21 protein-coding genes are annotated in these 26,194 nt (G+C 66.1%); 10 read left to right on the forward strand and 11 right to left on the reverse strand.

The features are described from left to right. Positions 1-74: 74 nt before the first annotated feature. The gene (locus NGM29_RS17580; protein WP_254158079.1) at positions 75-494 is read right to left on the reverse strand and encodes a nuclear transport factor 2 family protein; all 420 of its coding nucleotides are present in this window, start codon (positions 492-494) and stop codon (positions 75-77) included. Between the two features lie 106 nt (positions 495-600). Between NGM29_RS17580 and NGM29_RS17585 the strand changes: the two genes are divergently transcribed. After that, positions 601-1,701 (forward strand): pyridoxal phosphate-dependent aminotransferase, encoded by a 1,101-nt coding sequence (locus NGM29_RS17585; RefSeq protein ID WP_254158080.1) that lies wholly within the window; start codon positions 601-603, stop codon positions 1,699-1,701. Positions 1,702-1,797: 96 nt separating this feature from the next. Then, positions 1,798-2,958 (forward strand): ArsA family ATPase, encoded by a 1,161-nt coding sequence (locus tag NGM29_RS17590; protein WP_254158081.1) that lies wholly within the window; start codon positions 1,798-1,800, stop codon positions 2,956-2,958. Between the two features lie 2 nt (positions 2,959-2,960). On the opposite strand, the gene NGM29_RS17595 is transcribed toward NGM29_RS17590, so the two are convergent. Further along, positions 2,961-3,176 (reverse strand): hypothetical protein, encoded by a 216-nt coding sequence (locus NGM29_RS17595; RefSeq protein ID WP_254158082.1) that lies wholly within the window; start codon positions 3,174-3,176, stop codon positions 2,961-2,963. Positions 3,177-3,468: 292 nt separating this feature from the next. Between NGM29_RS17595 and NGM29_RS17600 the strand changes: the two genes are divergently transcribed. Then, positions 3,469-4,887, forward strand: coding sequence for a heme o synthase (locus NGM29_RS17600; RefSeq protein WP_254158083.1), 1,419 nt, complete (start codon positions 3,469-3,471; stop codon positions 4,885-4,887). Between the two features lie 247 nt (positions 4,888-5,134). Continuing rightward, positions 5,135-5,596: an SPW repeat protein gene (locus NGM29_RS17605; protein ID WP_254158084.1), complete on the forward strand. Its 462-nt coding sequence runs from the start codon at positions 5,135-5,137 to the stop codon at positions 5,594-5,596. A 75-nt stretch (positions 5,597-5,671) separates the two neighbouring features. Here NGM29_RS17605 and NGM29_RS17610 read toward each other — a convergent pair whose 3' ends face one another. The 5 genes from NGM29_RS17610 to NGM29_RS17630 form a co-directional block, all read right to left on the reverse strand. Beyond that, positions 5,672-6,634, reverse strand: coding sequence for a TIGR03557 family F420-dependent LLM class oxidoreductase (locus NGM29_RS17610; protein ID WP_425499179.1), 963 nt, complete (start codon positions 6,632-6,634; stop codon positions 5,672-5,674). Positions 6,635-6,930: 296 nt separating this feature from the next. Further along, complete coding sequence (locus NGM29_RS17615) at positions 6,931-8,010, reverse strand: sugar ABC transporter permease (RefSeq protein ID WP_254158086.1); 1,080 nt, start codon at positions 8,008-8,010, stop codon at positions 6,931-6,933. Between the two features lie 2 nt (positions 8,011-8,012). Then, positions 8,013-8,942 carry a carbohydrate ABC transporter permease gene (locus tag NGM29_RS17620; protein ID WP_254158087.1) on the reverse strand — a complete coding sequence of 310 codons (930 nt, stop codon included), beginning with the start codon at positions 8,940-8,942 and terminating at the stop codon, positions 8,013-8,015. A gap of 77 nt (positions 8,943-9,019) precedes the next feature. Beyond that, complete coding sequence (locus NGM29_RS17625; RefSeq protein ID WP_254158088.1) at positions 9,020-10,342, reverse strand: extracellular solute-binding protein; 1,323 nt, start codon at positions 10,340-10,342, stop codon at positions 9,020-9,022. A 76-nt stretch (positions 10,343-10,418) separates the two neighbouring features. Then, positions 10,419-12,899 carry a glycoside hydrolase family 15 protein gene (locus NGM29_RS17630; RefSeq protein ID WP_254158089.1) on the reverse strand — a complete coding sequence of 827 codons (2,481 nt, stop codon included), beginning with the start codon at positions 12,897-12,899 and terminating at the stop codon, positions 10,419-10,421. A gap of 227 nt (positions 12,900-13,126) precedes the next feature. Between NGM29_RS17630 and NGM29_RS17635 the strand changes: the two genes are divergently transcribed. Continuing rightward, entirely contained in the window at positions 13,127-14,257 is a 1,131-nt protein-coding gene (locus tag NGM29_RS17635) for an ABC transporter ATP-binding protein (protein WP_254158090.1), read from the forward strand. Positions 14,258-14,326: 69 nt separating this feature from the next. On the opposite strand, the gene NGM29_RS17640 is transcribed toward NGM29_RS17635, so the two are convergent. The 3 genes from NGM29_RS17640 to NGM29_RS17650 all read right to left on the reverse strand — a co-directional run bounded on the left by NGM29_RS17640 (position 14,327) and on the right by NGM29_RS17650 (position 19,590). After that, complete coding sequence (locus tag NGM29_RS17640) at positions 14,327-15,811, reverse strand: cobyric acid synthase (RefSeq protein WP_254158091.1); 1,485 nt, start codon at positions 15,809-15,811, stop codon at positions 14,327-14,329. Positions 15,812-16,058: 247 nt separating this feature from the next. Next, positions 16,059-17,384 carry a cobyrinic acid a,c-diamide synthase gene (locus tag NGM29_RS17645; RefSeq protein ID WP_254160631.1) on the reverse strand — a complete coding sequence of 442 codons (1,326 nt, stop codon included), beginning with the start codon at positions 17,382-17,384 and terminating at the stop codon, positions 16,059-16,061. Positions 17,385-17,553: 169 nt separating this feature from the next. Continuing rightward, a complete protein-coding gene (locus NGM29_RS17650; protein ID WP_254158092.1) occupies positions 17,554-19,590 on the reverse strand; it encodes a DUF7997 domain-containing protein in 2,037 nt (678 codons plus the stop codon). 138 nt (positions 19,591-19,728) lie between these two features. Here NGM29_RS17650 and NGM29_RS17655 point away from each other — a divergent pair, with 138 nt between their 5' ends. Beyond that, entirely contained in the window at positions 19,729-21,831 is a 2,103-nt protein-coding gene (locus NGM29_RS17655; protein ID WP_254158093.1) for an alpha-amylase family glycosyl hydrolase, read from the forward strand. Between the two features lie 89 nt (positions 21,832-21,920). Next, complete coding sequence (locus NGM29_RS17660; RefSeq protein WP_254158094.1) at positions 21,921-23,024, forward strand: TrmB family transcriptional regulator; 1,104 nt, start codon at positions 21,921-21,923, stop codon at positions 23,022-23,024. A 10-nt stretch (positions 23,025-23,034) separates the two neighbouring features. On the opposite strand, the gene NGM29_RS17665 is transcribed toward NGM29_RS17660, so the two are convergent. Further along, a complete protein-coding gene (locus NGM29_RS17665; RefSeq protein ID WP_254158095.1) occupies positions 23,035-23,586 on the reverse strand; it encodes a hypothetical protein in 552 nt (183 codons plus the stop codon). A gap of 194 nt (positions 23,587-23,780) precedes the next feature. Here NGM29_RS17665 and NGM29_RS17670 point away from each other — a divergent pair, with 194 nt between their 5' ends. From NGM29_RS17670 to NGM29_RS17680, 3 genes are all read left to right on the forward strand, one after another. Beyond that, positions 23,781-24,410, forward strand: coding sequence for a GNAT family N-acetyltransferase (locus NGM29_RS17670; RefSeq protein WP_254158096.1), 630 nt, complete (start codon positions 23,781-23,783; stop codon positions 24,408-24,410). Positions 24,411-24,522: 112 nt separating this feature from the next. Beyond that, entirely contained in the window at positions 24,523-25,500 is a 978-nt protein-coding gene (gene fen, locus NGM29_RS17675) for a flap endonuclease-1 (RefSeq protein ID WP_254158097.1), read from the forward strand. A 150-nt stretch (positions 25,501-25,650) separates the two neighbouring features. Further along, complete coding sequence (locus NGM29_RS17680) at positions 25,651-25,959, forward strand: hypothetical protein (protein ID WP_254158098.1); 309 nt, start codon at positions 25,651-25,653, stop codon at positions 25,957-25,959. Positions 25,960-26,194 lie beyond the last annotated feature (235 nt).

A 26,194-nucleotide genomic window follows, 5' to 3' on the forward strand; every position in this document is an offset into this window, starting at 1 on the left:
GTTGACGGACCGCTCTCAGCACGTAGTTCCGTCGAGAAGAAGACTGTTCACACGAGATCGGCTTTCACTCCTCCTCAGACCGTGTCGCGATCCGTGTACGTCCAGCGGTTCTCGATCACGCCGTCTTCGTTTATGTCGTGGAAATCGGCGAAGCCGAACGAAACCGACTCGCCGTTCTGGACGCCCGAGAATCGGCCACGAACGGCTACCCGATTGCCGTCGTCGTCGTTACCATCGCCATCACCGCCACCCTCACCGTCCACGATCACGGCCTCGAGGCTGTGCTCCCCATCCTCGAGCGGGCGGTCCCGCTCGTAGAACGCCCGAAGGTCCGCCCGGCCCTCGATCGGGTCCTGTCCGGGGCGTTCGTAGGTAATCGTCTCCGAGAAGAGTTCGAGCAGTCCCTCGACGTCGTCGGCGTCGACGCGGTCGTAGTAGCGTCGCACGAGCGCCTCGGGGTCAGTTCCGTCGGGCGTGTCATCCAGCGGAGGCATGACACAACACACGCACTCGAAGGAAATGGTTCTAGGGCATCGGCCCGGCTGGTCGTCGGAACCGCGTGACGAAAGAATCACCATCTCCGACGGCGCACGAGCGCACATGGAGTACGAAACGCCCCTCTTCTTTCACGTCATGGGCTACGCCGCCGAGGCCGATCGGGACGTCATCGACATGGTCAGCGGCAACCCCGACTGGGAGCCGCCTGAAGCACTCAGGGACGGCCTTCACGAGTACGCCGACCTCGAGAGCGAGTACTTCCAGTACCCGCCCAGCGAGGGCCTTCGAAGCCTCCGCGAGGAGATCGCGACCCGCCGCGGCGTCGGCCTCGAGCAGGTCGTCGTCACGAACGGGGCTGGCGAGGCGAACTACCTGGCGATGGCCCGGGCGCTCGAGCGCGACGCGGGGTCCGAGGTGATCCTGACCGATCCCGTCTACTCGTACTACCCGGGCAAGACGACGATGCTCGGCGGCGAGCCCCGCTACGTCGAAGCGGCCGAGGACGGCCAACTCGAGCCCTCGGCGGTTCGCGAGGCGGCGAGCGAGGAGACGGCCGCCATCGTCGTCAACACCCCGAACAATCCCACCGGCGCGGTCTACCCCGAGTCCACGGTTCGCGAACTCGTCGCCATCGCCGAGGAGAACGACGCGATCCTCGTCGCCGACGAGGTGTACGATCACTACGACCTCTCCGGAACGTTCTCGAGCGCGCTCGGGGTCGCCTCCGACCACCGGATCATCACCAACGCGTTCTCGAAGTCCCTGGCGATCACGGGCTTTCGCGTCGGCTACGCCATCTTCCCGCTCCATCTCGTCGACGATGCAAAGAGCCGCCACATGCTAGTGAACGTCGCCGGAAGTGCCCCGGCCCAGTACGCCGTCCTCCAGGCGCTCCGGGAGACCGGCCCGGAGTACTACGAGGCCAATCGCGAACTGCTCCGCGAGCGCGTCGACACCTTCACCGCGGCGCTCGAGGCGGCCGGTGCCGAGTACACCCGCCCGGACGGTGCGTTCTACGTCCTGGCCAGGTTCGAGGGGTATCCGGGCACCCTGGCGAACGTCGAGCGCCTGATCGACGAGGCCGGCGTCGCCGGGATGCCAGGGGAGGCATTCGGCACAGCTCGCGAGGACTGGCTCCGGTTCGCGCTCGTGACGCCGCGACTCGAGGAGGCGGCCGATCGGCTGGCCGAGTACTTCGGCTGATCGCTGCTTATTTACTATTCGCTACTCGCTACTCGCTACTCGACTCGAGCGCTCGCAACCGACGAGTACTCGTGGCTTCGTCCGATAGCCTTGAGCATGAGCGGACTCGATGTCGATCCCGTCGACGAGACCGACGCGGCCGGAGACGAGGACAACACGATCGAAGTGACACCGACGGAATCGGTCGACGACGGGGCCGACGAGGATGTGGACGCGAGCGCGGACACAGACCGACGGACCATCGACGTCGAGCCATCCGACGAACCCGTCGACGGCCCTGCATATGTCCTCTACGGCGGGAAAGGCGGCGTCGGCAAGACGACCATGGCCGCCGCAACGGCACTCGATAGCGCGAAACGCGGGACCGCGACGCTCGTCGTCTCGACCGACCCCGCCCACTCCCTCTCCGATACGTTCGAGACCGAGATTGGAACCCGACCCGAGCGCCTCCGCGAGGATATCCCACTGTTCGCCGCCGAGATCGACCCCGACGCGGCCTTAGAGGAGGGCCAGGCAGAATTTATGGCTGAGGGCGGTCCCGACGCGCTTGGCGGCCTCGGTCAGTTCATGGGTGAGGACACGCCGATGGACATGCTCTTCGGGGGAACGATGCCCGGCGCCGACGAGGCCGCCGCGATGCAGACCCTCCTCGAGTACCTCGACGACGATCGGTTCGACCGCGTAGTGGTCGACACCGCGCCCACTGGTCACACCCTCCGGTTGCTCCAGTTGCCGGAGATCATGGACACCATGATGGGCCGGATCATCAGCTTCCGCCAGCGCGTCGGGAGCATGGTCGACGGGATCAAGGGAATGTTCGGCGGCGCCGGCGAGGCAGACGAAAACGACCTCCAGGACCTCGAGATCCTCCGGGAGCGCATCGAACGTCTCCGGGCCGTACTCCAGGACCCCGAGCGAACCGACTTCCGGATCGTCATGGTCCCCGAGGAGATGAGCGTCCTCGAGTCGAAGCGCCTGCGTGCCCAGTTGAACGAGTTCGACATACCGGTCGGCACGGTCGTCGTCAATCGTGTGATGGAACCACTGGCTGAGATCACCGACGACGTCGAGGGCGAGTTTCTGCAGCCTGACCTCGACTCCTGCGCGTTCTGCCAGCGTCGCTGGGACGTCCAGCAGAACGCGCTGATGGAGGCCCAGGACCTCTTTCGCGCGACCGACGTGCGGCGAGTGCCACTGTTCGCCGAGGAGGTCAAGGGCGAGTCGATGCTCGAGGTCGTGGCGGCCTGTCTGCGGTGAGCTCAGGAAACGCCCAGGAGGACCAGTCCGAAGCCGACGAGCGTAATCACCACTCCCGACCCCTTCATCACGCGAATTCGGTCGTCCCTCGAGACGCCGGCCGAGGCTGCCGCCCCGACCCCGCGTTCGGCCTGTGCGTCGACCATTCGCGGCGCCATCTGAATCCCAACGACGCCGCTGACCACTAGCGCCACGCCGACGATGGCGAGGACGTTCATCAATGTCCGGCCTCCGTTCGGGGTGGTTCTCCGGTTGCTGCGGGTCTCGAGGGTCGAGGGATTCGTCGAGCGCGCATACGTGTCTCGATGGGGCATCTCGAGGGGCAAAGGCGCCCCGATATCGAGTACCGTTCGCCGAACGCACGGTCGTCGCGGTGGGTGGGCAGACACCCGAGTGACGAATCGGACGGCCGAGCGGAGGCACCCGCTTGAGCGGGTGCGAATGATGGACGGGCGGGCAGAAAAAGCGGGACCCCTAAATACGCGGAGACGAACCCTCCTCTAGAGACTCGTGTCATCGCCGCCGTTCCCTCGTCCGATCGAGACGCGCTCGCGGTTTGCCGGATTGCTGGCAGCGACCGCCGTCGGCGTCTACCTCCTGGTGATCGTCGGCGCGACCACGTCGCTGACGAACGCCGTCACCGCGTGCACGTCCTGGCCGGTATGTGCTCCACCCACGGACCCGCTGAGCCAGACCGAACTCGCGATCGCGTGGGGCCACCGCATCGCCGCCGTCCTCGTCGGCCTCCTCCTGATCGGTACGACCCTCGTGGCCGCAATCGGCGACGCCACCCGGCGCGTCCGTTACGCCCTGTACGCCGCCGTCGCCCTGTACCCGGTTCAGGTCGCCGTCGGCGCCGCCACGGCGACGATGGGACCACAGGCGCTGATCCCCGGATTGCACCTCACCATCGGCGTCGCTATCTTCGCGTTCGTCGTCCTCGCCCTCGCGTGGGACCTTGAGGTCACCACCGGCTCGAGCGACGACCGAATGGAGCCGCCGGAACCGATCGACACCAGTGACGCCTCGCCCCGACAGCTTCCCGACGGTGGATTCGCCAGAGCCCGGCTCACCGCCTACGCCTATTTCAAGATGATGAAGCCGCGGCTCATGTGGCTGCTCTGTCTGGTTGCCGCTGCCGGCATGGCGCTGGCCGCTGGGCCGGACCTCGAGGCCCCGACCATCGTCGCGACCCTCGGCGGTGGCGTCCTCGCCATCGGCGCCTCGGGAACGTTCAACCACGTCCTCGAGCGCGACATCGACAAGCAGATGTCCAGGACGGCCGACCGCCCGCTGGCGACCGACCTGGTTCCGGTTCGGAACGCCCTGCTGTTCGGGCTGTTCCTCACAGCTGCGTCGATGACGGTCTTCCTGTCGATCAACGCGCTGGCAGCCGCCCTCGGCCTCGTGGCCATCCTCTTTTACAGCGTCGTCTACACGCTATTGCTCAAACCGAACACCGTCCAGAACACGGTCATCGGCGGAGTCGCCGGCGCACTCCCGGCGCTCATCGGCTGGGCCGCCGTCACGAACGAAATCGGCGTCCCCGCCCTGGCACTGGCGGGCCTGATCTTCCTCTGGACGCCCGCGCACTTCTACAACCTCGCGCTGGCCTACCAGGACGACTACGCCCGCGGCGGCTTCCCGATGATGCCCGTCGTCCGGGGCGAAACCGTCACGCGAAAGCATATCCTCTACTACATCGGAGCGACGCTCGTCGGCGCGGTCGCACTCGTCTGGCTCACGGATCTCGGTGCGCTCTACTCCGTCACCGTCGTGTGCTTCGGCGGTCTCTTCCTCTGGTTCGCCGTCGACCTCCATTTCGAGCAGACCGAACGGGCCGCGTTCCGCGCGTTCCACGCCTCGAACGCGTTCCTCGGGGCCGTCCTCGTGGCGATTCTGGTCGACGCGCTCGTCGTCATCGCGTAATCCCGGAGCGGGCAGGTAACCAACCGTTATCGATCCCGACGCGCTCGAGCCGACTATCCACATCGAGCCTTCCGTTTTCGTGGCACCTCGAGTCGCCGATAATCCCGGGTTAGTCGTCCAGACCGCCGATCGTCGACTCGTGTGGCAGTCACAGCCAGCAGCGCGGGCCCTCGAGGCCGCGAGCCAGCGGGTCGAACGGTCGGCCGCCTTTTTGAGCGTCCTGCTCGGAGCCGACTCGAGGACCATCATGAGCGACTCACCACGCGGTTCGACGGACGCAACAGCCGACGACCGAACGACGCGAACGGGGGCGCGAGGGGACGCGAGCGGCCAGAAGTGGCTCAGCGGCTTCGTCTCGCTGATCGGCCTCTGGATCGCGGTCTCGCCGTTCGTCTACGAGGCGGCGGAGACGGCCATCTGGAACAACGTGCTCGTAGGCGCGTCGATTTTCCTGCTCGCCGGCTACAACTACTACCGGATTCAGACGGCCCACCCCTCGAGTACGCCCGCGACGTCACTCGTGACGATCCTGGGACTGTGGCTGTTACTCTCGCCGTTCGTGCTCGCGTACGGGACCGATTCCGGTGGCGCCTACTGGAGTACCATCGTCTCGGGTGCCCTGACGGCGCTGCTCGCCGGGTACGTAGCCTACGCCGGGAGCCGAACGCCGACTAGCGCCGGAGCGGACGCGGCCGAAGGGGCCCGGTGACGGGAACATCAGCCGAGACGGCCGAGGCGACTCGAGGGAGCAACCGTCCGCATCGAACGCGCCCCGGCCTCAAGTCTACCTGACTTCCGGCAGCACCGTCTCCGCGTAGAACTCGATTGCGCGCTCTTCCTCGTCACCGATCTGGTGGACGTAGACGTGGTCGAACCCGGCGTCGACCGCCTCCTCGAGCGAGTCGACGTGCGCGTTGGGGTCGGGGTCGGTCACCGTCGACCCTTCTGCGATGTCCTCCTTCTCGACCATCTGGGTCGCCTGCTCGAAGTGGGCCGGACTCGGAAGCGCCTGGCTCAACTCGCCCGGGAGCGCGCCGTTCGGCCACATTTCGTACACCGTGTCGATCGCCTCCTTCTCGCTGTCGGCGTAGCAGACGTCGAGCTGGGTGTAGGTCGGTCCGTCCCCGCCGGCGTCCTCGTAGGCCTCGATGACCTCCTCCTGCGGGCCGACGGTCCAGAGACCGTCACCTTCTGCGGCGGCCATCCTGGCGGATTTCGGACCGAACGCCGAGACGACGACGTCGGGGCCCTCGTCGGGCACGGTGTAGAGCCTCGCGTCCTCGACCGTGAAGTGCTCCCCGTGGAAACTGATCGGCTCGCCCGTCCAGAGTTCGCGCATGACGTGGATGGCCTCGTCGAGCATCTCGAGGCGAACCGAGTGCTCGGGCCAGCGCTCGCCGACGACGTGTTCGTTCAGGTTCTCGCCGGTTCCGACCCCGAAGGTGAACCGGCCGTCGGCCAGCTCCTGGACCGTTGCAACGGCCTGGGCGACGTTGACCGGATGGATGCGGACGATGGGGCAGGTGACGCCCACGCCGATTTCGATCTCCTCGGTTTCCCGGGCGATCGCGCCGAGCGTGCTCCAGACGAACGGGGACTCGCCCTGGGCGCTAATCCAGGGGTGGAAGTGATCCGAGATGGAAACGAAGTCGAAGCCGGCCTCCTCGGCAGCGACCGCGAGATCGACGAGTCGGTCGGGGCCCTGTTCCTCGCTCGAGAGGGTGTATCCGAACTGGGTCATAGTCATCCATTTCACCGGAACGTGCGTAGTCGCTTCACTTGCAATCGCCACTCGATGGCGGTAGTCGTCTCGAGGCTCGCCGGGACTCGAGCAACCGATTCGGACGCGTTCGGCAATCCGGAGCGGGTCTGTCCCGCGACGCGAATCGTGACAGTGTCGGAACCCGCTCGCGCGAGCGGGTCATTAACGTGACGCTCGCGCGAGCATCCTGCTATGGGACGAGGAAACTGGAGACCGCTATGAGACGTGAAAATTGAGGACGCTATAGGACGTAAAACTGGAGAATGTCGCTCGAGGCCGGGCTACCCCGAGACGCCGCCGAAGGAGAGCCCGCTCTCGATGTAGCGCTGGGCGAACATGTAGACGAAGACGATGGGCGAGGCGTAAACCAGCGCGAACGCCGAGAACCGGCCCCACGGCACCGTGTAGGTGTCGACCAGGCTGAACAGTCCGACGGGGAGCGTGTAGTTCTCGGGGCGCAAAACCAGCTGGGCGACGATGAACTCCATCCATCCGGTGAGGAAGATGAAGATGAAAATCGTCGCCAGCCCCGGCTTCGCCAGCGGCAGGACGATCTCCCAGGCGACACGGAACGGGGACGCCCCGTCCATGATCGCTGCCTCCTCGTAAGAGACCGGGATCGAGTCCATGTACGTCTTCAACAGCCAGGTGTTGAATGGCACGGCCATCGCCGCGTAGTAGACCGCCAGCACGAGTTTGTTGTTGGTGAGCCCGGTACTCGAGAAGATTGTGTACAGGGCGATCAGCGCCGCGATGCCGAGACCGCCGCCGATCTGGGTGAACAGAATGTAGCCGTAGAGCAGCTTCATCCGGCCGGCGAACTCCCGGCGGGAGAACGCGTAGGCGGCCGGGACGATGAGCGACATGGCGATCACGACGGTAGCGACGCCGATGAACAGGCTGTTCCAGAAGTACCTGGGGAAGTCCGACGTCGAATCGACGTAGTTGCTCGCGTCGAGGAAGACGATTCGTGGCCACTCGAAGTAGTACACTATGTCGGTGAAGGGAACGGCGATCCGAAAGATCGCCCCGGGAATGTACAGATCGCCGACGACCCAGACGAACGCGTCCAGGCTGAATTGCTCGGGGATCAGGCCGGCGCTATCGGTCGAGTAGAGCGTCGCGCCTTCCCCCTGCAGGGCGATCATGAGCACCCAGTAGATGGGGAGCAGCAGCACGAAGACGAACGCGAGCGTCGCGAGCGTCGAAACGGCGGGAATCAGTACGTCCCGCGGCGAGATCGTTCCCCGCCTGACTCCCTGGATCGTGTACTCCACGTCGGCCCGGAATTCGGCCGGCTTGTCGATTGCCGTACGTACGTCGCCCGCGAGTTTTCGGCGAATGCTTTCGAACATCGTCATGGTTAGTTCACCCCCTCCGCCAGCTGTCCCTTCCAGACCGCGGCGAGCATGAAGATGCCAATGAAGACGACGGCAGTCATCATGATCGCGGCCCCGGCCCCGTAGGCGTCGAACGTGAACGCCTCGCGGTAGCCGTACAGGATGATGAGTTCGTTCGCACGACCCGGCCCACCCCGGTTGAACACGTACGGGATGAGGAACTGTGTGAACGACGCCGCGGCGGTCAAGATTGCCGCGAACATCACGGGTCGCTTGATCGACGGCACGGTCACGTTCAGGAACCGGTGAACGAAGCCGGCGCCGTCGACCTTCGCGGCGTCGAGCAAGTCGTCCGGGACGGCCTGGAGCGCGCTCACGGTGATGATGACCATGAACGGGTACGCCAGCCACATCTCGGTCAGAAGGTAGGTTCCGAACGCGAGCCACCGGTCGTTGAACCACGACTGGGTTCCGTACCCCAGTGCCATGACCGCCTGGTTCGCCAGTCCGAACCGGGCCGAACTGAATACGCCCTTCCAGATCGTAATCGTGAAAATCGGCGGGAGCGCCCACGGGATGATGATGATCGACCGCAGGTACCGCTTCCCGCGAACGCGGTCGCTCGTTACGAGCATCGCGAGGAACAGTCCGAACGCCACTTTGAGCGTCACGCTCACGGCGACGAACAGCCACGTAATGCCGAGGGAGTTCCAGAAGGCAGGGTCGGACAGCACCGCGACGTAATTTTCCAATCCGACGAAGTTCTCCACCCCACGCAGGCCGAAGAAGCCGGTTAATCCGCCGGGTCCGTCCTGGAAGACGGTCGCCGGTTCGGCGTCGGTAAAGGACAGGTAGATCGTAAACAGGAGCGGGAAGAACATGAATAGCGAGAAGAAAAACAGGCCCGGCAAGACCAGGAGCAACGCGCTGTTGTCACTGATCCACTCCTGCATCGACTCCGGTACTACCGCACGGTACCCGTCCCGTGAGCGCGCTCCGACTGAAGAAAGGCTCATTGGTGGTCAGACGTTCAGTTCCAGGCGTCCTGAATTTGACTCTCGGCGGCGGCCATCGCGTCCTCGACGGACTTGTTGCCGTTGAGGGCCTCGAACCACTCGGTCTCGAGCGGTTCCCAGACGGCCTGGAAGTCCGCTGCCGTCGGCATCGGGTTGCCCTGGCTGACGGCCGCGGAGAAGCCCTGCAGGTTTTCGGACAGTTCGCTGGATTCCTCGCCGTCGTCGGCGAAGGCGTTGTGGACCGGGATGAACCCGTGTTTGTCCGCCTGTTCGGCGATCAGGCTCGTGTTGGTCGTGTACCACTCCGCGAAGCCGATTGCCGAGTCGGCTCGCTCCTGGTCTTCGTCCATCGCGGCGGCGAAGTAGAACAGCTGGACGCCCGTGAATGGGCTGGGCTCGTTGCCCTCGACTTCGGGCCACGGCGCGATACCGTAGTCGAGGTCGTTATCGTCGAAGTTTCCGAGGTTCCACGGACCGGTGATGAGGAACGGCGAGTTCCCCTCGATGAACACTGACTGCTGGGCCTCTCCGCCGGGGTCGGCCGGCATGTAGTCCCAGACGTTGTCGATGACGTACTGGAAGCCGGCGATGGTTTCGTCGTTCGTGAGACCGAGTTCGCCGGATTCCTCGTCGTAGTAGTAGCCACCGAAGCCGTGCGGGAACGCGCTGACGTGGTAGGCGTCCATCGGCCAGGTGAACCCGTAGGTGTTGTTCTCGGGGGCGTGGTGCTCCTCGGCGATCTCGAGCACTTCCTCGAACGTCTCGGGCGCCTCGTCGACGTACTCCTTGTTGTAGACGAGAGCGACGGTTTCGGCCGCGAAGGGCAGGCCGAGGGTCGCACCGTCGTAGCGCGCCGAGTTCGCGTTGTCCCCGAAGTACTCCTCGGGATCGATGTTCAGGTTGTCGCTCTGGTCGCTCAGGAAGCCGTTCTCGTGGTACTTCCCGACCCAGTCGTGGGCCCAGACGAACAGTTCGGGCCCGTCGCCGGCGGGGATCGTCGCCGTCGTCTGATCCTCGAGTTCCGACACCGCGTTCGGACTGATCGTGATGTCGTAGCTGCCGTTGAACTCCTCAATGTACGAGTCGAAGGAGTCCTGCTCGCCTTCGCTGAGGTCGTGCCAGAGTTCGGCCTCGCCGGAGACACCCTCGGGTTCGACAGTCGGCCAGTCCTCGTCCTCCTCGTACTCGCCGTTGCCGTTGCCGGTTTCGTTGCCGTTCCCATTGCCGTCCCCGTTCCCATCACCGTTGCCGCTGGGATCTTCGGTACTGATACATCCTGCCAGGGCACCTGCCGCCGAGGCACCCGCGAGGTACTTCACCAGCGTCCTCCTATCCATTGTCATGGTGAATACGTGATGAATTATAACTTCACCTATTTAGTCCTTTGGATGCGGATGCCAACCACACTCGTGGTTACGGAACGTCCCGTTTCAATCGAAGGACTACAGTCGTCGTCTCGAGGTCCCAGACGACCTCCCCAACGTTGACGGCGACGACACGTATCGGTGACGATGCATCGCCCTTCTCGAGCGAGAAACGCCCGTCCGTGACCGCTATCGTCTCGACTCCTGCGTCCGTCTGGGCGACGACGTAGTCGCCGTCAGTGGTGCCCGACACAGTCTCGCCATCGGCCTCGAGCTCGAGCGTCGGGCTCGTTGGCTCGCTCGAGGTGCGACCACGACCTCGCCCGCGGAAGAAGTCCGCGACGATTTCGGGCGTCTCAACCGGGCGTCCGGCGTCGATGGAGTGAGCGAGGCGAACGTACTGGGCGCAACTCCACGCCAGGGGCGTCGCAGCCGCGGTTCCGCTGCCGAACGTCCAGCCGAACTCGGTCGGGTCTTCGCTGTCCCAGACCTGTTCCGGGAGCATTCGCCCGCTGTTGGCGAAGCCGGTCATCGTCTCCAGGAGGGCCGACGGCTCGAGGTCGGCGTCGGTCTCGTCGGCGAGCAGTTCGTACTCCCCGCGTTCACCCGTGAAGATGGGCCACAGTCGACCCTTGCCCGCGTGCGTGAGCGACCATGGCGCGCCCGCGCCGTCCGGTCCGTCGGCGGTCTGTTCGCCGTAGCCGTCGCCGTTGTACCGGTACCACGCGGACCCGTGGGGCGTGTCGACGTGGATCGTCTCGTCGACGACGGCAAGCGAGTTGCGGACGACCTCGTCGTCCCAGGGGACGATTCCGAGTCGCACCAACTCGAGAAAGCCCGCGTCGACGATGTCGCGTTCGTCGAGCGTCGGTCCGCCGTTGGCGAGGGTCCGCTCGCTCGGCTCGTCGGGTCGACCGTCAGCGCTCACGCGAACGTAGTAGGGTGCGTCGTGCTCGTCGGTGCCTGTCGTCGTGGCACACCACTCCTCGACGCCGCGCGACCAGTCGTCGGCGACCGCGAGACAACGGATGGCGTCCTCGTCCGCGCCCGCGCGGTCGGCGAACCAGGCCGCACAGACGAGCCCCGCGATCTCGGCGGCGATCGTACTCGGGGAGTAGCCCGCCTCCTCCTCCCAGCGCTCCTGTTCGCTGTCGGGTCCGCTTCGCAGGACGTACTCCGCAATGGTCCGCACGTCCTCGTAATCGTAACTCGCCGCCTCGAGCCCGTAGCCGTGGCGGTTCGCGAACTGGTAGGCCATGACGACCGGGAACGAGACGTTGTCCAGTTGCTCGCCGCCCCATCGCGTGGTCCCCTCAAGGTAGGTGTTCTGCGGGAGGAAACCGTCGTCCTCGAGCTGGTAGCGAAAGAGGTACTCCGTGGCGTCGATCGCGCTCTCGACGTCGCCCATCGCCTCGAAGGCGGTCGAGACCTGGTAGAGGTCTCGCGACCAGACGAAGTTGTAGCCGTAGTCCGCCGCTTCGGTGGCCTCGACACCGGTTCCCCAGGGGACCGAGGGAGACGCGAGGCCCGCGCCGACGAACGTCTTGTCCTCGACGGCCTTGAGGACCATCGCCGCGAAGTCGTACTGGACGCGCCGGTCCGGATCGCCGGCGACGCTCGCGGGGACGTTCAGGTCCGTGAGGTACGACCGCCAGGAGTCGACGTAGTCCTCGCGAATCGTCTCGAAGCCGCCCTCGAGCGCTCGCCTCGTTTCCGCCCGTGCCGCGTCCGTATCCGCCTCGGTCGCGAATCCGAGTGCGACTTCGGTCTCGAGGGCAGAAACGCCACTCCCGACGCGAGCGCCGAGCGAGACGATTCCCTCGCCCGAAACCGCGGCGCCGGCGTCCCCCTCGAGCGGCTCCATCCCGTTCTCCCCGCCCTCGCGGACCGCCGCCCAGTCGAACCCGTTCGCGGCCTCGAGTGCCAGCGCAACGTGGTAGGGCTCGCCGTCCTGGTCGTGAATGACGGTCGACCCGCCGCCGGTGTCGGAGGCGACGAGTCCGTAGTCGCCGGTCTTGCCTCGGCGTTCGGCGCGGGTGTGGACGCCTCGTGCGGATGGCGTCGGCTGGCCGACGACGTAAATGTCGTACTCGGTGGGAGCGTCGGCCGCGTCGAACGCGATCGAACAGCACAGCGCCTCGTTCTCGGTATCGACGGCGGTTTCGACGGTCAGCGTCCAGTCACGGCCCGCCTCCGTCTCACGAAACCGGTGCTCGTAGACGAGCGCGTCGTCGGCCGTCGGCGTCACGGTGCGCTCGAGCGTATCGGTCGCGCGCTGGGTCGGTCGACTCGTTCGCGCCACGTAGCCGTCGCCGTCGGTGACGACGAACGACAGCGTTCGCAGGTTCATCACGTCCACGCGCGGGAACCGCGGTTCGGTGATCGCTCCGTCGGTCAGGGTGCACCAGACGCGCGTCGGATCGTCGGTGTCGTAGTCTTGGGGCGTCTCGAGCCCGTACGTTTCGCCGCTCGCCCAGCTCACGGTGGGAAATCGATTCGAGTCGTCGTGGATCGAATTCGGTGTCGTCATAGGGTGTCTCGGTTCTGGCTGCTCGCACACGTCGTCGGACGACGGACGGCCTCCTCGTGGGGACTCTCGAGGAATGGTGAGGCGGAATCCCGGCCGAAACTGCCAGCAGCCACTGGAATACGATAGCGAATATCACGCAGCCACGGTTAAAAGTACTACGAAATAGTGCATCACTCGTTCGAAATCGAGGAAAAGAATTATATGTGCGATTCACTCACACCTAGGAAATGGCGAGTCTGAGAGTCGAGAACCTCCGAAAGGAGTACGACCGCGGAGAGATCGTCGCCGTCGACGATCTGAGTCTCGAGGTCGAGGACGGCGAGTTCGTCACCGTCGTCGGGCCGTCGGGGTGTGGGAAAACGACGACGCTGCGTATGATCGCCGGCCTCGAGAAGCCGACGACCGGGCCGATCTTCCTCGGCGACGAAGAGATCACGAACCAGAGCGCCCGGAACCGGGACATCGCGATGGTGTTCCAGAACTACGCGCTCTACCCACACAAGACGGTCTTCCAGAACATGGCCTTCGGCCTGCGGATGAGTACGGACCTCTCGAAAGCCGAGCGAACGGAGAAGGTCCAGTGGGCAGCCGAGATGATGGACATCGAGGAACTCCTCGACCAGAAACCCGACGAACTCTCCGGCGGCCAGAAACAGCGCGTCGCCCTCGGGCGAGCGATCGTCCGCGAGCCGAAACTGTTCCTGTTCGACGAGCCGCTGTCGAACCTCGACGCGAAGCTCCGGACCACGATGCGCGCCGAAATCCAGCGCCTCCAGGACGAACTCGGCATCACCTCCGTCTACGTCACCCACGACCAGGAGGAGGCGATGACCATGGGTGACAAAATCGTCATCCTCAACGACGGCGAACTCCAGCAAGTCGGCGCGCCGACCCACGTCTACGATAAACCTGCGAATGAATTCGTCGGCGGCTTCGTCGGTTCGCCGTCGATGAACTTCCTCGAGGTCGTCGCCCGCACGTCCGGCAATTCGCTCGTCCTCACCGACGGCGAGGACTTCCGCTACTCGCTGTCGCCCGAGTACGCCGCCGACATCGACGTCGAGGACGGACAGCCGGTCACCCTCGGTATCCGCCCGGAAGACGTCTATACGGCCGACCCCGGTTCGGACGGGATCCAGACGACGGTCGACGTCCTCGAGCCGATCGGCAGTGACAACTACCTCTACCTCGACATCCACGACGACTTCATCGCTCGCGTCAACGCCGACGTCAAGCCCGCCGTGGGCGAGACCATCGAGATCACGTTCGACGAATCGAAGATCCGACTCTTCGACCGGGACACCGGCGAATCGTTGCTCCACCCCCAGCGACGTGAGCCGGCGGCCCCGGAAGCCTGAACTTGATTTTTCCGGCCACTCGCCCGGTTTCCGCAGTGAGGTCGAACGGTTCGCCTTCAGCGTCGTCGATCAGAATCCGACCGGTCCGAGGTCGACGTGCGTCTCGAGCAGCGACGCCGCTCGGTCGTACGGCGACCCCTCGTCGTCGACCCGGCAACGCGGCCGAGGCACGCTCGCCAACGCGAACACCGACTCGAGGAACGCCTCGCGAACGGGGTCGTTTTCGAACAGGCCGTGCAGGTAGGTTCCGACTACCAGCCCCGAGGCACAGCTCTCCGGTCCGAACGGTTGGGAAGCCGGTGCCGTGAGCGTGGTGCGTCCCATCCGGATCTCGTAGCCGGTGACGGTCCCCGCGGTGTCGAACGGTCCGCCGACGGTTACCGACCGCGAGACGCGCTCGACGCGCTTTTCAGGTGAAAATCGCGTTTCGACCGGCAGGAGTCCAATCCCCTCGACCGTGTCGACATCCCGCGTGCTCTCTATGCCGGCGTTCTCGAGGCGCTCGCCGAGCAGTTGATACCCGCCGCACAGGCCCACTATCGGCCCCTCGAAGGCGCGGAGGTGGTCGTCAAATCCGGCGTCGACGAGCGCCCCCAGATCGTCGACGGTGTTCTTCGAACCCGGAACGATCACCGCATCGGCGTCGGTCAGCTCGTCCTCGAGCGGTACGTACTCCACGCGAACGCCCGGCTCCCGGGCTAGCGGCTCGAGGTCGGTGAAGTTCGAGATCCGAGGGAGTCGGGGAACCGCTATCGTCACCGATCGATCAGCGGGAACGCAGTCGTCGCCGACGATACGCGACTCGTTCGCGTTCAGGTCGGGGACGGAGACACTGTCCTCTGCGGGCAGTCCGGGGTCGTCGTGAGGGACCACCCCGAGTATCGGAACGCCGGTCCGGGCCTCGAGTTCCTCGATGCCGGACGCCAGGAGCGATGGATCACCCCGAAATTTGGTGATGATCGCGCCAGCGACCCGTTCCCGAAGGTCGTCCGGCACGAACTCGAGCGTCCCGTACAGGCTGGCGAACGCGCCGCCGCGTTCGATGTCGACGGCGATCACGATGTCGGCGTCGGCAAATCGCGCGGTTTCGACGTTGGCAAGGTCCCGATCGTGGAGGTTGATTTCGGCAATGCTTCCGGCTCCTTCCGCGACGATTACGTCGTGATCCGCCGCGAGACGTGCGTGGGACTCCTCGGCGGCGCGTCGAGCGACCGGCCAGTGGTCGTCGTAGTACCCACCGGCACTGACGTTCGCGACCGCCTCGCCGTGAACGATCAGCTGACTCTCGCCACTTCCTCTCGGTTTTAGCAGGACGGGGTTGACGTCGGTCGTCGGAACGACACCGGCCGCCCGCGACTGGACGTACTGGGACACCCCGATCTCGCCCCACGTTCCGTCGGGCGCGAGTGCTACTCGCGCGTTGTTGCTCATGTTCTGGGCCTTGAACGGGGCCACGGAGACGCCCCGTCGAGCCAGGAGCCAACAGAGTCCGGCCGCGAGCGTACTCTTTCCGACGTGGCTCGCGGTGCCGGCGATGAGAACGGTTTCAGTCATTCGTGTTCGATCCCCTCGAGAACGGGGCGGCACGAACCCATGATCGTCCGACGGCCACGTTCGTACCGTTCGGTGGTACAGTCCGACGCATTACCGACTCGCTCGGCTGGCGGGCGCAAAATGGTGGCGTTTCCCGTTCCCGAACCAGATGCGTTCTCTCAGATGCTCGAAAATGCCTGATTCCCGACGTTTACGGCCTCTCCGATCACCGAACTGACGGCTCGAGTGTCCGCAGAGATCAGGGGCCTCAGCGGCTGTAGCCGCCGCCGTTCGCCGCGACCGCCTCGAGAAAGCGGTCGAACGCGCCGCTCTCGGGATGGACGTGAGCGTACGTCCCGAGGGACGCGTACTCGAGTAGGCCGTCGGCGTCGCCGGTGATCCCCTCGCCGCGTCGCACCTCGAAGGCGAACCGCGCGTCGGTGGCCGCGTCCGCCCGGGAGTAGTGAAACTCGTGGCCGCGGAGGGTTTCGCCGGCCCGGGCGGTCAGTCCGTCGCGCGTGGCCGCGAGTTCGACGTGCTCGAGCGCTTGGTAACGCTCACACATCGTCACGTCCGCCGGCAATATCCCGGCCATTCGGTGGCGCTCGCCGTCGACCGTCGTCAACGACTCCGCCATCGCCATCAGCCCACCGCACTCGCCGAACACCGGTACTCCCTCGCTCGCCCGTGCCTCGAGTTCCGCGAGTGTGCCCCCGGCGGACAGGTCGGCGGCGTGTAGTTCCGGATACCCGCCGGGGAGGTAGATGCCGTCGCAGTCGGGAACCGGGTCGCCCGCCACGGGGGAAAACGTTCGGACGGCAGCGCGTTCGCGCAGCCGTTCGATCGTCGCCGGATACCGAAAGCAGAACGCCCGGTCAGACGCGACCGCGATACAAGCGTCGAACCGACCGGCGGAGTCGTCGACCGACCGCGGTTTCGGGGGTGAGCGGGCGATCGAAACCAATCGATCGACGTCGAGGTCGGCGGCTGTCCGCAGCGCATCCGCTTCGAGCGGCGCCTCCTCCCCGGTGTGTAACCCGAGGTGACGGTCGGGGATCTCGAGGTCCGGATGCGGCGAGACGCGGCCGAAGTACGTCAGGTCCTCCGGGAGCGCGTTTCTGATTCCGTCCTCGTGACGGCCGCCGTGAGCGCGCTGGGCGACGATTCCGGCCACCTCGACGTCGCGGTCGGCGATCTCGGCGTAGCGACGAAACCCGAGCGCCGTCGCAGCCACGCTCTCCATCCCGGCAGCGGCGTCGACCACGAGGACGACGGGGAGGTCCAGCGCTTCGGCGAGCATCGCCGTACTCGAGGCGTCGCCGTCGTACAGCCCCATCATCCCCTCGACGACGCAGACGTCGCCCTCGCCACGGTGGTAATTTCGGCGCGCCCCCTCGACGCCCTCGAGCCAAGGGTCGAGCGTTCTCGAGGGGCGACCCGCTACGGCCTCGTGGTGGCTCGGATCGATGAAGTCCGGGCCCACTTTCGCGGGTTGGACGTCGTAGCCGGCGTCCTCGAGGGCCCGGGTCGTCGCGAGCGTCGCGACGGTCTTGCCTACACCGGAACTCGTCCCGGCGAGGACGAACCCGTTCACGACCGATCGACCCCGGTCGCGAAGGATCTGGTCGGCGACGGGTTCACCGACGTTGCGGACGGGCGGACGCGGATCGACTTTGGTTCGCGCATCGAGTCTCAGTTCGATCACGGTTGGACAGCCCGAAGAAAAAAGGTATCGAGGCGAGCACGCCCGGGCGTCGTTACCGTCAGTTCGAGACCGGCGTCGAGTGCTCCGGCCGAACCGGTTCGCCGAGCTCGCACAGCTGTGCGACCGTCGCCAGCCGAAGCGCGTGGGGCCACCCGAGCGGCGTCGCACTGTCGGGAGTGCCGTCGTCGAAGACCTGCTCAGGCAGGTAGCCCGACTCGAGGCAGAGACTCCCTCCGGGGAACAGCTCCGCGAGGAGGTCGCGAGCGCGCTCGAGGTACGCGTCGTTTTCGAGGAGTCGAGCGAGTGAGACGGCGGCGTTGGCTCCCCAGGCCGTCGAGACGGTCCAGATCTTCTCGTCCGCTTGCGTGCGAGTGCGCCAGTCGTCGCCCTCGAAGCGGATCAGCCCAGAGACGGCGTCGGTTTCCCGAGCGAGCCCGTCCAGCATCGCGTCGACGTGCAGGCGCAGGCGTTCACGGCGCTGGTCGTCGACCGACTCGAGCGCGTCGTAGGTCGCGTGGGCGTCGACGAGCGCGAACGTGCTCGAGTCCAGCCGGGAGTCGAGGTCGCCGTCGCGTTCGCGGAGGGCGTAGATGCCGCGGTCGTCGTCCCAGAGTCGATCGAGGCCGCGGTAGACGGCTCGCGCCTGTTCGTGGGCGTGTGCTCGCAGCTCCTCGTCGATCGGGGCTGCCGCGACGGCGGCGTAGGCGTGAAGGAACGTCGCGGCGGTGTGGGTAAATCGGCCGGCCATGTTCTCCCAGGCGTTCTGGCAGGCGACCGGCAGGCCGTCCTCGGCGAGGGTGCCGTCGAGGCCCTCGAGTCCTCGTTCGATCACGGGTTCGACCTCGCGAACCCGCTCGTCGCTCGTCCCCGCGTACGCCGCGAGGTACGAGAGGACGCTGGCGGTCTGATCGGCCTGGTAGTCGATGCCGTCGCCGCCGATATGATCGTTCGCCCAGCCGGGCGCGAGCGAGCCGTCGTCCGGCCAGACCCGGTGGGGCCAGGTGCCGTCCTCGAGCTGGACGTCGGCGTAGAAGGCCGCGCTGTGTTCGTGGATGGTCTCGATGTCCAGCTCGAGGGCGTCCGCGCTCTCGAGGAGGAAGCGGGCGATTTCGGCGTCGTCGCGGAACCAGGTGTAGCCATAGCCCCCGGAGTACTCGTAGTGGGGGTCGAAGTCGGGGCCGGCCATGCGACTGCCGCGCTCGCTCGAGAGGACGCCGAGAACGCGGAGGTCGTCGACGACGGTCGTTCGCTCGGGGCCTGCCGTCCCGATCCCGATGTCAGCGCTCCCCTCTCGGCTGGCGGAAATCGTGGGCGCCGCTTCCCGGATCGGTTCGGCGTCGGCGAGTGCGGCAGTTCGTTCGACGAGGTCGTCGGCGACGGCCGACGAGTCGGGGGTGTCGGTGAGGCGGCTGACGACCGTCGCGCTCCCGTCCTCGAACGGCACGAAACCGAGTACGTACCCGCCGAGCCGGCCGTCCTCGTACTGGCCCGTCTCCTCGCTGTTGGGGTAAACGGCGGGTTCGTCGTCAAGGACGTCCGCCAGGCGTTCGGGTAGCTGGCCGCCGACCGTCTCGAAGCGGGGTTCGCTCGTCAGGAAGTCGTGTTCCGCTCGATGATACACCTCGACGACGCCCGGATCGTCGTAGACGAGTTGTCCGATCCGGTCGTCGCGCCCCCCTGGCGCGAACGAGACGAACGCCGCGAGCGCGTCGGCGCTCCCCTCGGCGACCGTGACGTGGGTCACGTGCAACTCATCGAGGGTGAGATCCAGGCGCTCGAGTTCGAGTTCGAGACCGTCGCCGGCGAAGGTCGTCTCGACCAGCGCCGTATCGTCGACGTACGACTGGGACGTCGTCTCGAGTTCGTCGAGCCACCGGACCTCGCCGTCGACCCGGACGCCGAACCGGGAGCGGTCGATCCCGTAGCAGCCAGTGAGCGGATAGGAGAAATCTCGTAGCGTTCCATCTCGGCCGACGTGGACGGTTCGGCCGGCCAGTCCAGAGAAACGGCCGCTCGTGGTCCGGCGCTCGCCGGGGAACACGGTCGGGGACCCTTGGTGTCGCTTGTAGTCGTCGAGCGCGGCGCGTAGCGTCATTGACTCTGATCACGAACGGTGGGTACAAAAGTATGTTGTAAAATTAGTTCACAGTTGTTCATGGCGTGGCGGGTCGGAGACGGCCGGATATCGGCCGGAGACCAAAGGCGTAAGAGCGGGGCCTCAAATGGCGTAGGTATGCGACACCCCGGACCACCCCGTTTCGTCGCCGTCGGCGAGTCCGTCGAACTCGCCCCCCGTGATCCCGATCCGAAAGCTACCTACCGGTGGCGTGTCCTCGAGAAGCCGGACGGGAGCGACCTCGAAGCGCCCGAAACCGCGGTTGGGCACGCCGAACCCGACGTGCCCGGCACCTACCGGTTCGAGTGCGCCGGGCCCGACGGCACCGCCGTCCAGCGCATCCGGGCGTTTCCCGGCGTTCGTCGCGAGACGACCTTCGAACTCGAGCGCGACGAACTCCCTGACCACAACCCGGGGGACGTGTCGGTCATCGGGCCGTTCAACGAACACCTCGCCGGCCGCGACCGGCCCAGGCTCGAGGACGGCACCTACGTGTTCGACGTCGAACTGCCGCCGGGCGACCATCGCCATGGGTTCGTCCTCGGCGAGGGCAGCGAACACGACGTCTGGACCGAGACGACGGTTCCGGGTCCCGCCCGCCCACGGATTCGCCTCGACGGCCGCGTCGAGGATGACGCAGTCGTGATCGGCGCCGAGGCGACGACCGGCGACGGCAGCGAGTTCACGGACGACGAACTGGCCGTCGAGTTCCTGGTCGACGACCGGGACGGTCTGGACGACGGCGTGCTCGAGGTCGACGGCCACGAGGCCCGTCTTCCGCTTCGGGCCCTCGAGTCCGTGGACGACCCGGTTCGCGTCCACGCCGTCGCCGTCGGCGAACGTCACAGCGTCGCGGACTGCGTCGCCGTCTCGCCTGACGGGTCTGTCGACCGCGTGAACGACCCCCCGGCGTGGATTCGCGACGCCGTCGTCTACGAAGTGTTCGTTCGGTCGTTCACCGACGAGGGGACGTTCGAGTCGTTCGAACGTCGCGTCCCCTACCTCGAGTCGCTGGGCGTCGACTGCGTCTGGCTCACACCGGTCCTCGAGAGCCCGACGACCCACGGCTACCACACGACGGACTACTTCGACACGGCCTCGGATCTGGGCTCTCGAGACGCGTTCGAGTCGTTCGTCGAGCGCTGTCACGAGTCCGGCATTCGGGTCGTCTTCGACCTCGTGATCAACCACACCGCCCGCGAGCACGCGAACTTCGACCTGAGCGCCGCCGGGGTCGACGACTACGCCGACTGGTACGTCTGGGAGCCGTTCGAGGAGAGCCACCTCACCGAGCACGACCTCGAGAAGGGCCGAGACGAGTACGGTCCCCCGCGACGGTACCTCCCCGACCGGGGCACCGAGGTCGCCCAGTACTACTTCAACTGGCGGAACATCCCGAACGTCAACTACGACTCGCTCGCGGTTCGACGGTACATGCTCGACGTCGTCGACGAGTGGGCCGACGTGGTCGACGGCTACCGGTGTGACGTCGCCTGGGGCGTCCCTCACGGCTTCTGGAAGGAGGTCCACGACCGGCTCGAAGGTCGGGACCCCGAGTTCCTCTTACTCGACGAGACGATTCCCCGCGATCCGGCGTACGCCGAGGCCGAGTTCGACGTTCACTACGACACCACCCTCTACTGGACGCTGGTCGACGTCGGAAACGACGAGGCGCCCGCCGAATCGATCCTCGAGGCCGCTCGGGCACCGGATCGTGAAGGGTTCCCCGACTGGTCGCTCCACATGCGTTACATCGAGAACCACGACGAGGATCGCTACCTCGAGACCTGCGGCCCACACGCCCAGCGCGCGGCCGCCGCGGCGGTCCTCACGCTCCCCGGCGTCCCCATGCTCTACTACGGCCAGGAGCGGGGGGCGACCGGCTACCGTCAACTGATGCCCTGGGAGGGCGACGGCGAGTCCACGGCGTTCCACCGACGGCTCGTGGCCGCCCGCCGATCCGAACCCGCGCTCTCCCGCGGGGCACTTCGAGACCTCGCGTACGACGCCGACACCGACGCGGCCGTCGCGTTCGCTCGGGACCACGAGGACCAGCGCGTCGTCGTGGCCCTGAATTTCGGCGAGGTACCTGCGACGATCACGTTCGACGCAGCGGTCGATCCGACCGACCTCGTCACTGGGAACTCCGTCGACTGCGAGACCGACGGTAGCGAGACGATGGTTACGGTGGACGACGTGGTCGTCCTCGAGACGGCGTAAGCGCTGCGGGCCGGCCCTCACCCCTCCTACCCTCGTTCGCTCTACCGCCGAGCAGAACACTCATTGTACCCGACTGACCAACAGTCCGTATGGACGACGAGACGGTCGCGGACAACCTCCGGCAGCTGGGCTTGTCGGAGAAGGAAATCGACACGTATCTTACTATTCTCGAGCACGGGGAGGCGAAAGCGAGCACGGTAGCCGAGGACGCGGGCGTCTCGAAGCGCTACGTCTACAGCGTCAGCGAGAAGCTCGACGAACGGGGCTTCGTCGACGTGATCGACCACGTCGTTCCGACGACGATCCGGGCGAACCCGCCGGAGGAGGTCGTTGCAGCGCTCACGAGCGACCTCGAGTCGCTCCAGCCCGAACTCACCACCCGGTACGGCAACGTCTCCGAACAGGAACGGGAGTTCGAGGTCATCAAGACCCGAACGACCATCATGAAGCGGATCAGAGGACTGCTCGAGCGCGCCACCGAGGAGGTGACCCTCTCGATCCCCGCCTCACTGCTCGAGGAAGTCGAAGACGAACTGCGGGAGACGGTCGACCGCGGCGTCCTGGTCATCCTGCTCGTGACCGGCGACGACACCCTCCCCGCCGAGCGCTTCGAGGGCATCGCGAGCGTCGTCAGAGTCTGGGGAGAGAACGCGCCGCTCATCGTGACCGCCGAGCGCCGTCTCGGCCTGTTCGCCCCGAACGAGATGCTCGTTCGTTCGAACGCGGGCACGCAGGGGATCGCCATCTCGCAGGCCCAGCTCGTGCCGATCATCGTCGGCTCGTTCTTCGGGAACTACTGGCCGATGGCCGAGCAGGTGTACGTCACGAACCCGGACGACCTCCCGCGAACGTACACTGACTTCCGCCACGCCGTCTTGCAGTCGACGCTCCACCTCGAGGACGGCCGCGAGATCGCCATCAGCGCCGAGGCCCGTCCCGTTCGGACGGACGACTATGCCACCGTCGAGGGGCGACTCGTCGGGGTCAGACAGAGCCTCCTCGAGCCGACCAGGGACACGTTCGCGGTCGAGAACGCGCTGATCGTCGAGATCGAAGCCGCCGATGGTGGGGGAGGCGACGGGGACGAGGGCGAGGGGGAGGACGGCGACAACCGCACCGTCACCCTCGGCGGGGAGGGCGCGTTCGTCGAGGACTACGAGACGAAGTCCGTAACCCTCGAGCCGGCGTCGTAAGCGGCCGAGATCACTCCTCGAGCACGTCTTGCGACGTGCGATTGGTCACGTCGACCAGCAACGCGAACACGGCACCGAGGACCGTCCCGAACAGGAGGTGCCCGACGAGGCCGTTGGTCGCGAGCGCGGAGAACTGCGTGGTTTCGCCGGCTCCGACGGCGTTCAGCCAGACGGGGAGGATGAGCATCGGGAGGATGGCCCACACGGCAAAGCCGAAGACGAGTCCCGCAGCGACGAAGCGACCCGTCAGGCCGGTTCGAGCGATCGCGTCCGTCTCGACGTCCGTCCGGAGCAGCCCCAGAACGGCCTGACGAGTCACGACGAACGCGAAGACCAGGCCGAGGACGGCCCCGTGTGCAATCTGAATTGCCCAGCCGGTCGCGCCAGCCGCCTCGAGGCCGTACGCCGTCGGTATCGTCGCCTCGATGACGTCGGGGCTGAAGAACCAGACGAGCAGGCCGAACGCGGCGGCGCCGACAGCACCGCCAATCGCGCCACCGATGGGCCAACCGATGCGCCCGCCGACGCCGAACCCGCTGGTCGTGTCTGTGTTTGCACTCATGGCGTGTGCTAGCACAGAGGACGGCAAAAGCGAACGGCTGGCGACCGCCCGTCGTTGAAGTCGGGCCCAACTCGACGATCACGGACCACTCACAACTTGCGCCCGCCCCCGATCCGGAACGAGACGACGCTCGAGCGAAGCGTTCGATTCACCGAACACGCGGGTTTTTCCGCGAGGCGTGCGAATTGTACGCAATGCCCGAGGAACCGCAGGTCGCCCTCGAACTGCTCGGCTGGCCGCCCGACGGGCCCACGCTCAGGCTTCACCACGAGCGGTTCAGCTACGCGGGCAAGTTCGTGATGTCGTCGACCGGGAAAGCGGTCGCGCGCACTCGAGCAGGCGACGACGAGTCCGAGGACGCCGACGCAGGGATCGAATTGGCCGACCTCGACTCGAGCGAACGCGCCGACCTGCCCTACGCGACCGACGTCCTCGCCGCCGTCGCGTTCAACGAGGATCGGACCGACGCCTCGTCGCTCTGGCTCCGGTACGTAACCGTCGACCGCGCCTACCGCGGCCGGGGGCTTGGCCCGAAACTCGTCGCCTTCGTCCGCGACGCGGCCCTCGAGCGAGGCTACGATCACCTTCGGATCGCCGTCAACAACCCCTACGCCTACGACGCCCTCTGGAAGGCCGACTTCGGGTTCACCGGCGAGACTACCGGCATCGCGGAACTCGTCCTCGAGCACCCGACGCGGGCGACCACGGAGACATATCGCCGGGGCCTCGAACGCTTCCTCGAGCGCGACCTCTCCGAGGGCGAACGCGCGTTCCTAGAGCACCGACTCGAGGAGGGGCCGCCCTCGCGGATCGATTCGCCGTAGCGTGGGTGAGCCGAGAGGAGATCCGTTCGTCCCTGCTGAGGACGATGGACGAAAGTCGGCAGACGAAATCAAGAGGGAACGTTTCAAATCCCTCTCCTTCCAAGAACACCCAATGGGAAACGCAGCACTCCGGGACATCGCCGTCATCGAGTCGATTCCGTTCTCGGACGTCGAGGGCGTCGTCGCCGTCGACGCCCACAACTGGCTCTACCGGTACCTGACGACGACCGTCAAGTGGACCGCGAGCGGGAAGTACACGACCGCCGACGGCACCGAAGTCGCGAACCTGATCGGCATCGTCCAGGGCCTGCCGAAGTTCTTCGAACACGACATCGTCCCCGTGATGGTCTTCGACGGCGGCCCCTCGGAACTGAAAGCCAACGAGATTGAATCCCGGCGCGACCAGCGCGAAACCTACGAAGCCCAACTCGAGCGCGCCCGCGAGGAGGGTGACACGGTCGCCATCGCCCAACTCGAGTCCCGAACCCAGCGGCTGACGTCGACGATCCAGGAGACGAGTCGCGAACTGCTCCGGTTGCTCGACGTGCCCATCGTCGAGGCGCCCGCGGAGGGCGAGGCGCAGGCGGCGCACATGGCCCGCCGCGGGGACGCCGACTACGTCGGCTCGGAGGACTACGACGCGCTCCTCTTCGGCGCCCCCTACACGCTTCGACAGCTGACTAGCAAGGGCGATCCGGAGTTGATGGGCCTCGAGGCGACCCTCGCGAAACACGACCTGACGCAGGAACAGCTCATCGACGCGGCTATCCTGATCGGGACGGACTTCAACAAGGGCGTGAACGGAATTGGCCCGAAGACGGCCCTGAAAGAGATCGCCGAACACGGCGACCTCTGGAGCGTCCTCGAGGCCCGCGGCGACCACGTCGAGTACGGCGACCGGGTTCGACAGCTCTTCCGGGACCCGGACGTCACCGACGACTACGAGTTCGACACGAGCCTGGACCCGGATCTCGAGGCGGCCCGCGCCTACGTGGTCGACGAGTGGAGCGTCGACGCTGGTGAAGTCGAACGCGGTTTCGAACGGATCGAGGAGAGCGTCACACAGACTGGACTGGACAAGTGGACGTGAGTCGTTCGAGCGGCGTAATCGCGCTTTTCTTCCGGTAATCCCGGATTGGCTTGTCGGCGATTTCTGCCCGCCAGATAAAGTACGGCATGCGCCTGCCGGGTGAGCGTTGACGTATAGCCGTCTTGTGGCCTCAGATGGGGTACTAGACCGATGACTCGAGACCGCACTGCCGATCGATCCGACACGACTGCTCGTGAGGAGCGACCACCCGCGGAGCGTCGCGACGAGAGCGCTGCGGGGGCCTGGGCCGCTTCGACGGCGTTGCAGACGGCGGTTGCCGTCGTCGGCCTGACGATCGTGCTGTTTGCGCTCGGGCAAGCGTTCGGTGTCGATCTGCTCGGGGTCATCGCTGGGGCGCTCGGAACGCAGGTCGGCATGTGGCTGGCCATCGCGTTCATCGTCCTCCTGTTCACGGGGGCGGCGCTCCGAGCGGTGTCGTTCGGAACCACCCGAGCGTGATCGATCAGACCACCCCATTTTGTTGAGATGCCGCGATAGCAGCGCATACCCGTAACAGTTCGTCGCTCAATTCGAGGAGACGAGTGGCGACGCCGGTGTTTTCGAACAATCTCGAGCAATTGTGAGCGAGAGCGAGAACCACGTGTGATTTAGTCACAAAGACGAACGGCCGGGAGCGAGAAGTCGTCGTAGCGGCGACTTCTCGCGACTCGGGGAAGGGCAGGCGGTACACCGA

It is taken from the genome of Natronosalvus rutilus, assembly GCF_024204665.1.
GTDB classification, from domain to species: domain Archaea; phylum Halobacteriota; class Halobacteria; order Halobacteriales; family Natrialbaceae; genus Natronosalvus; species Natronosalvus rutilus.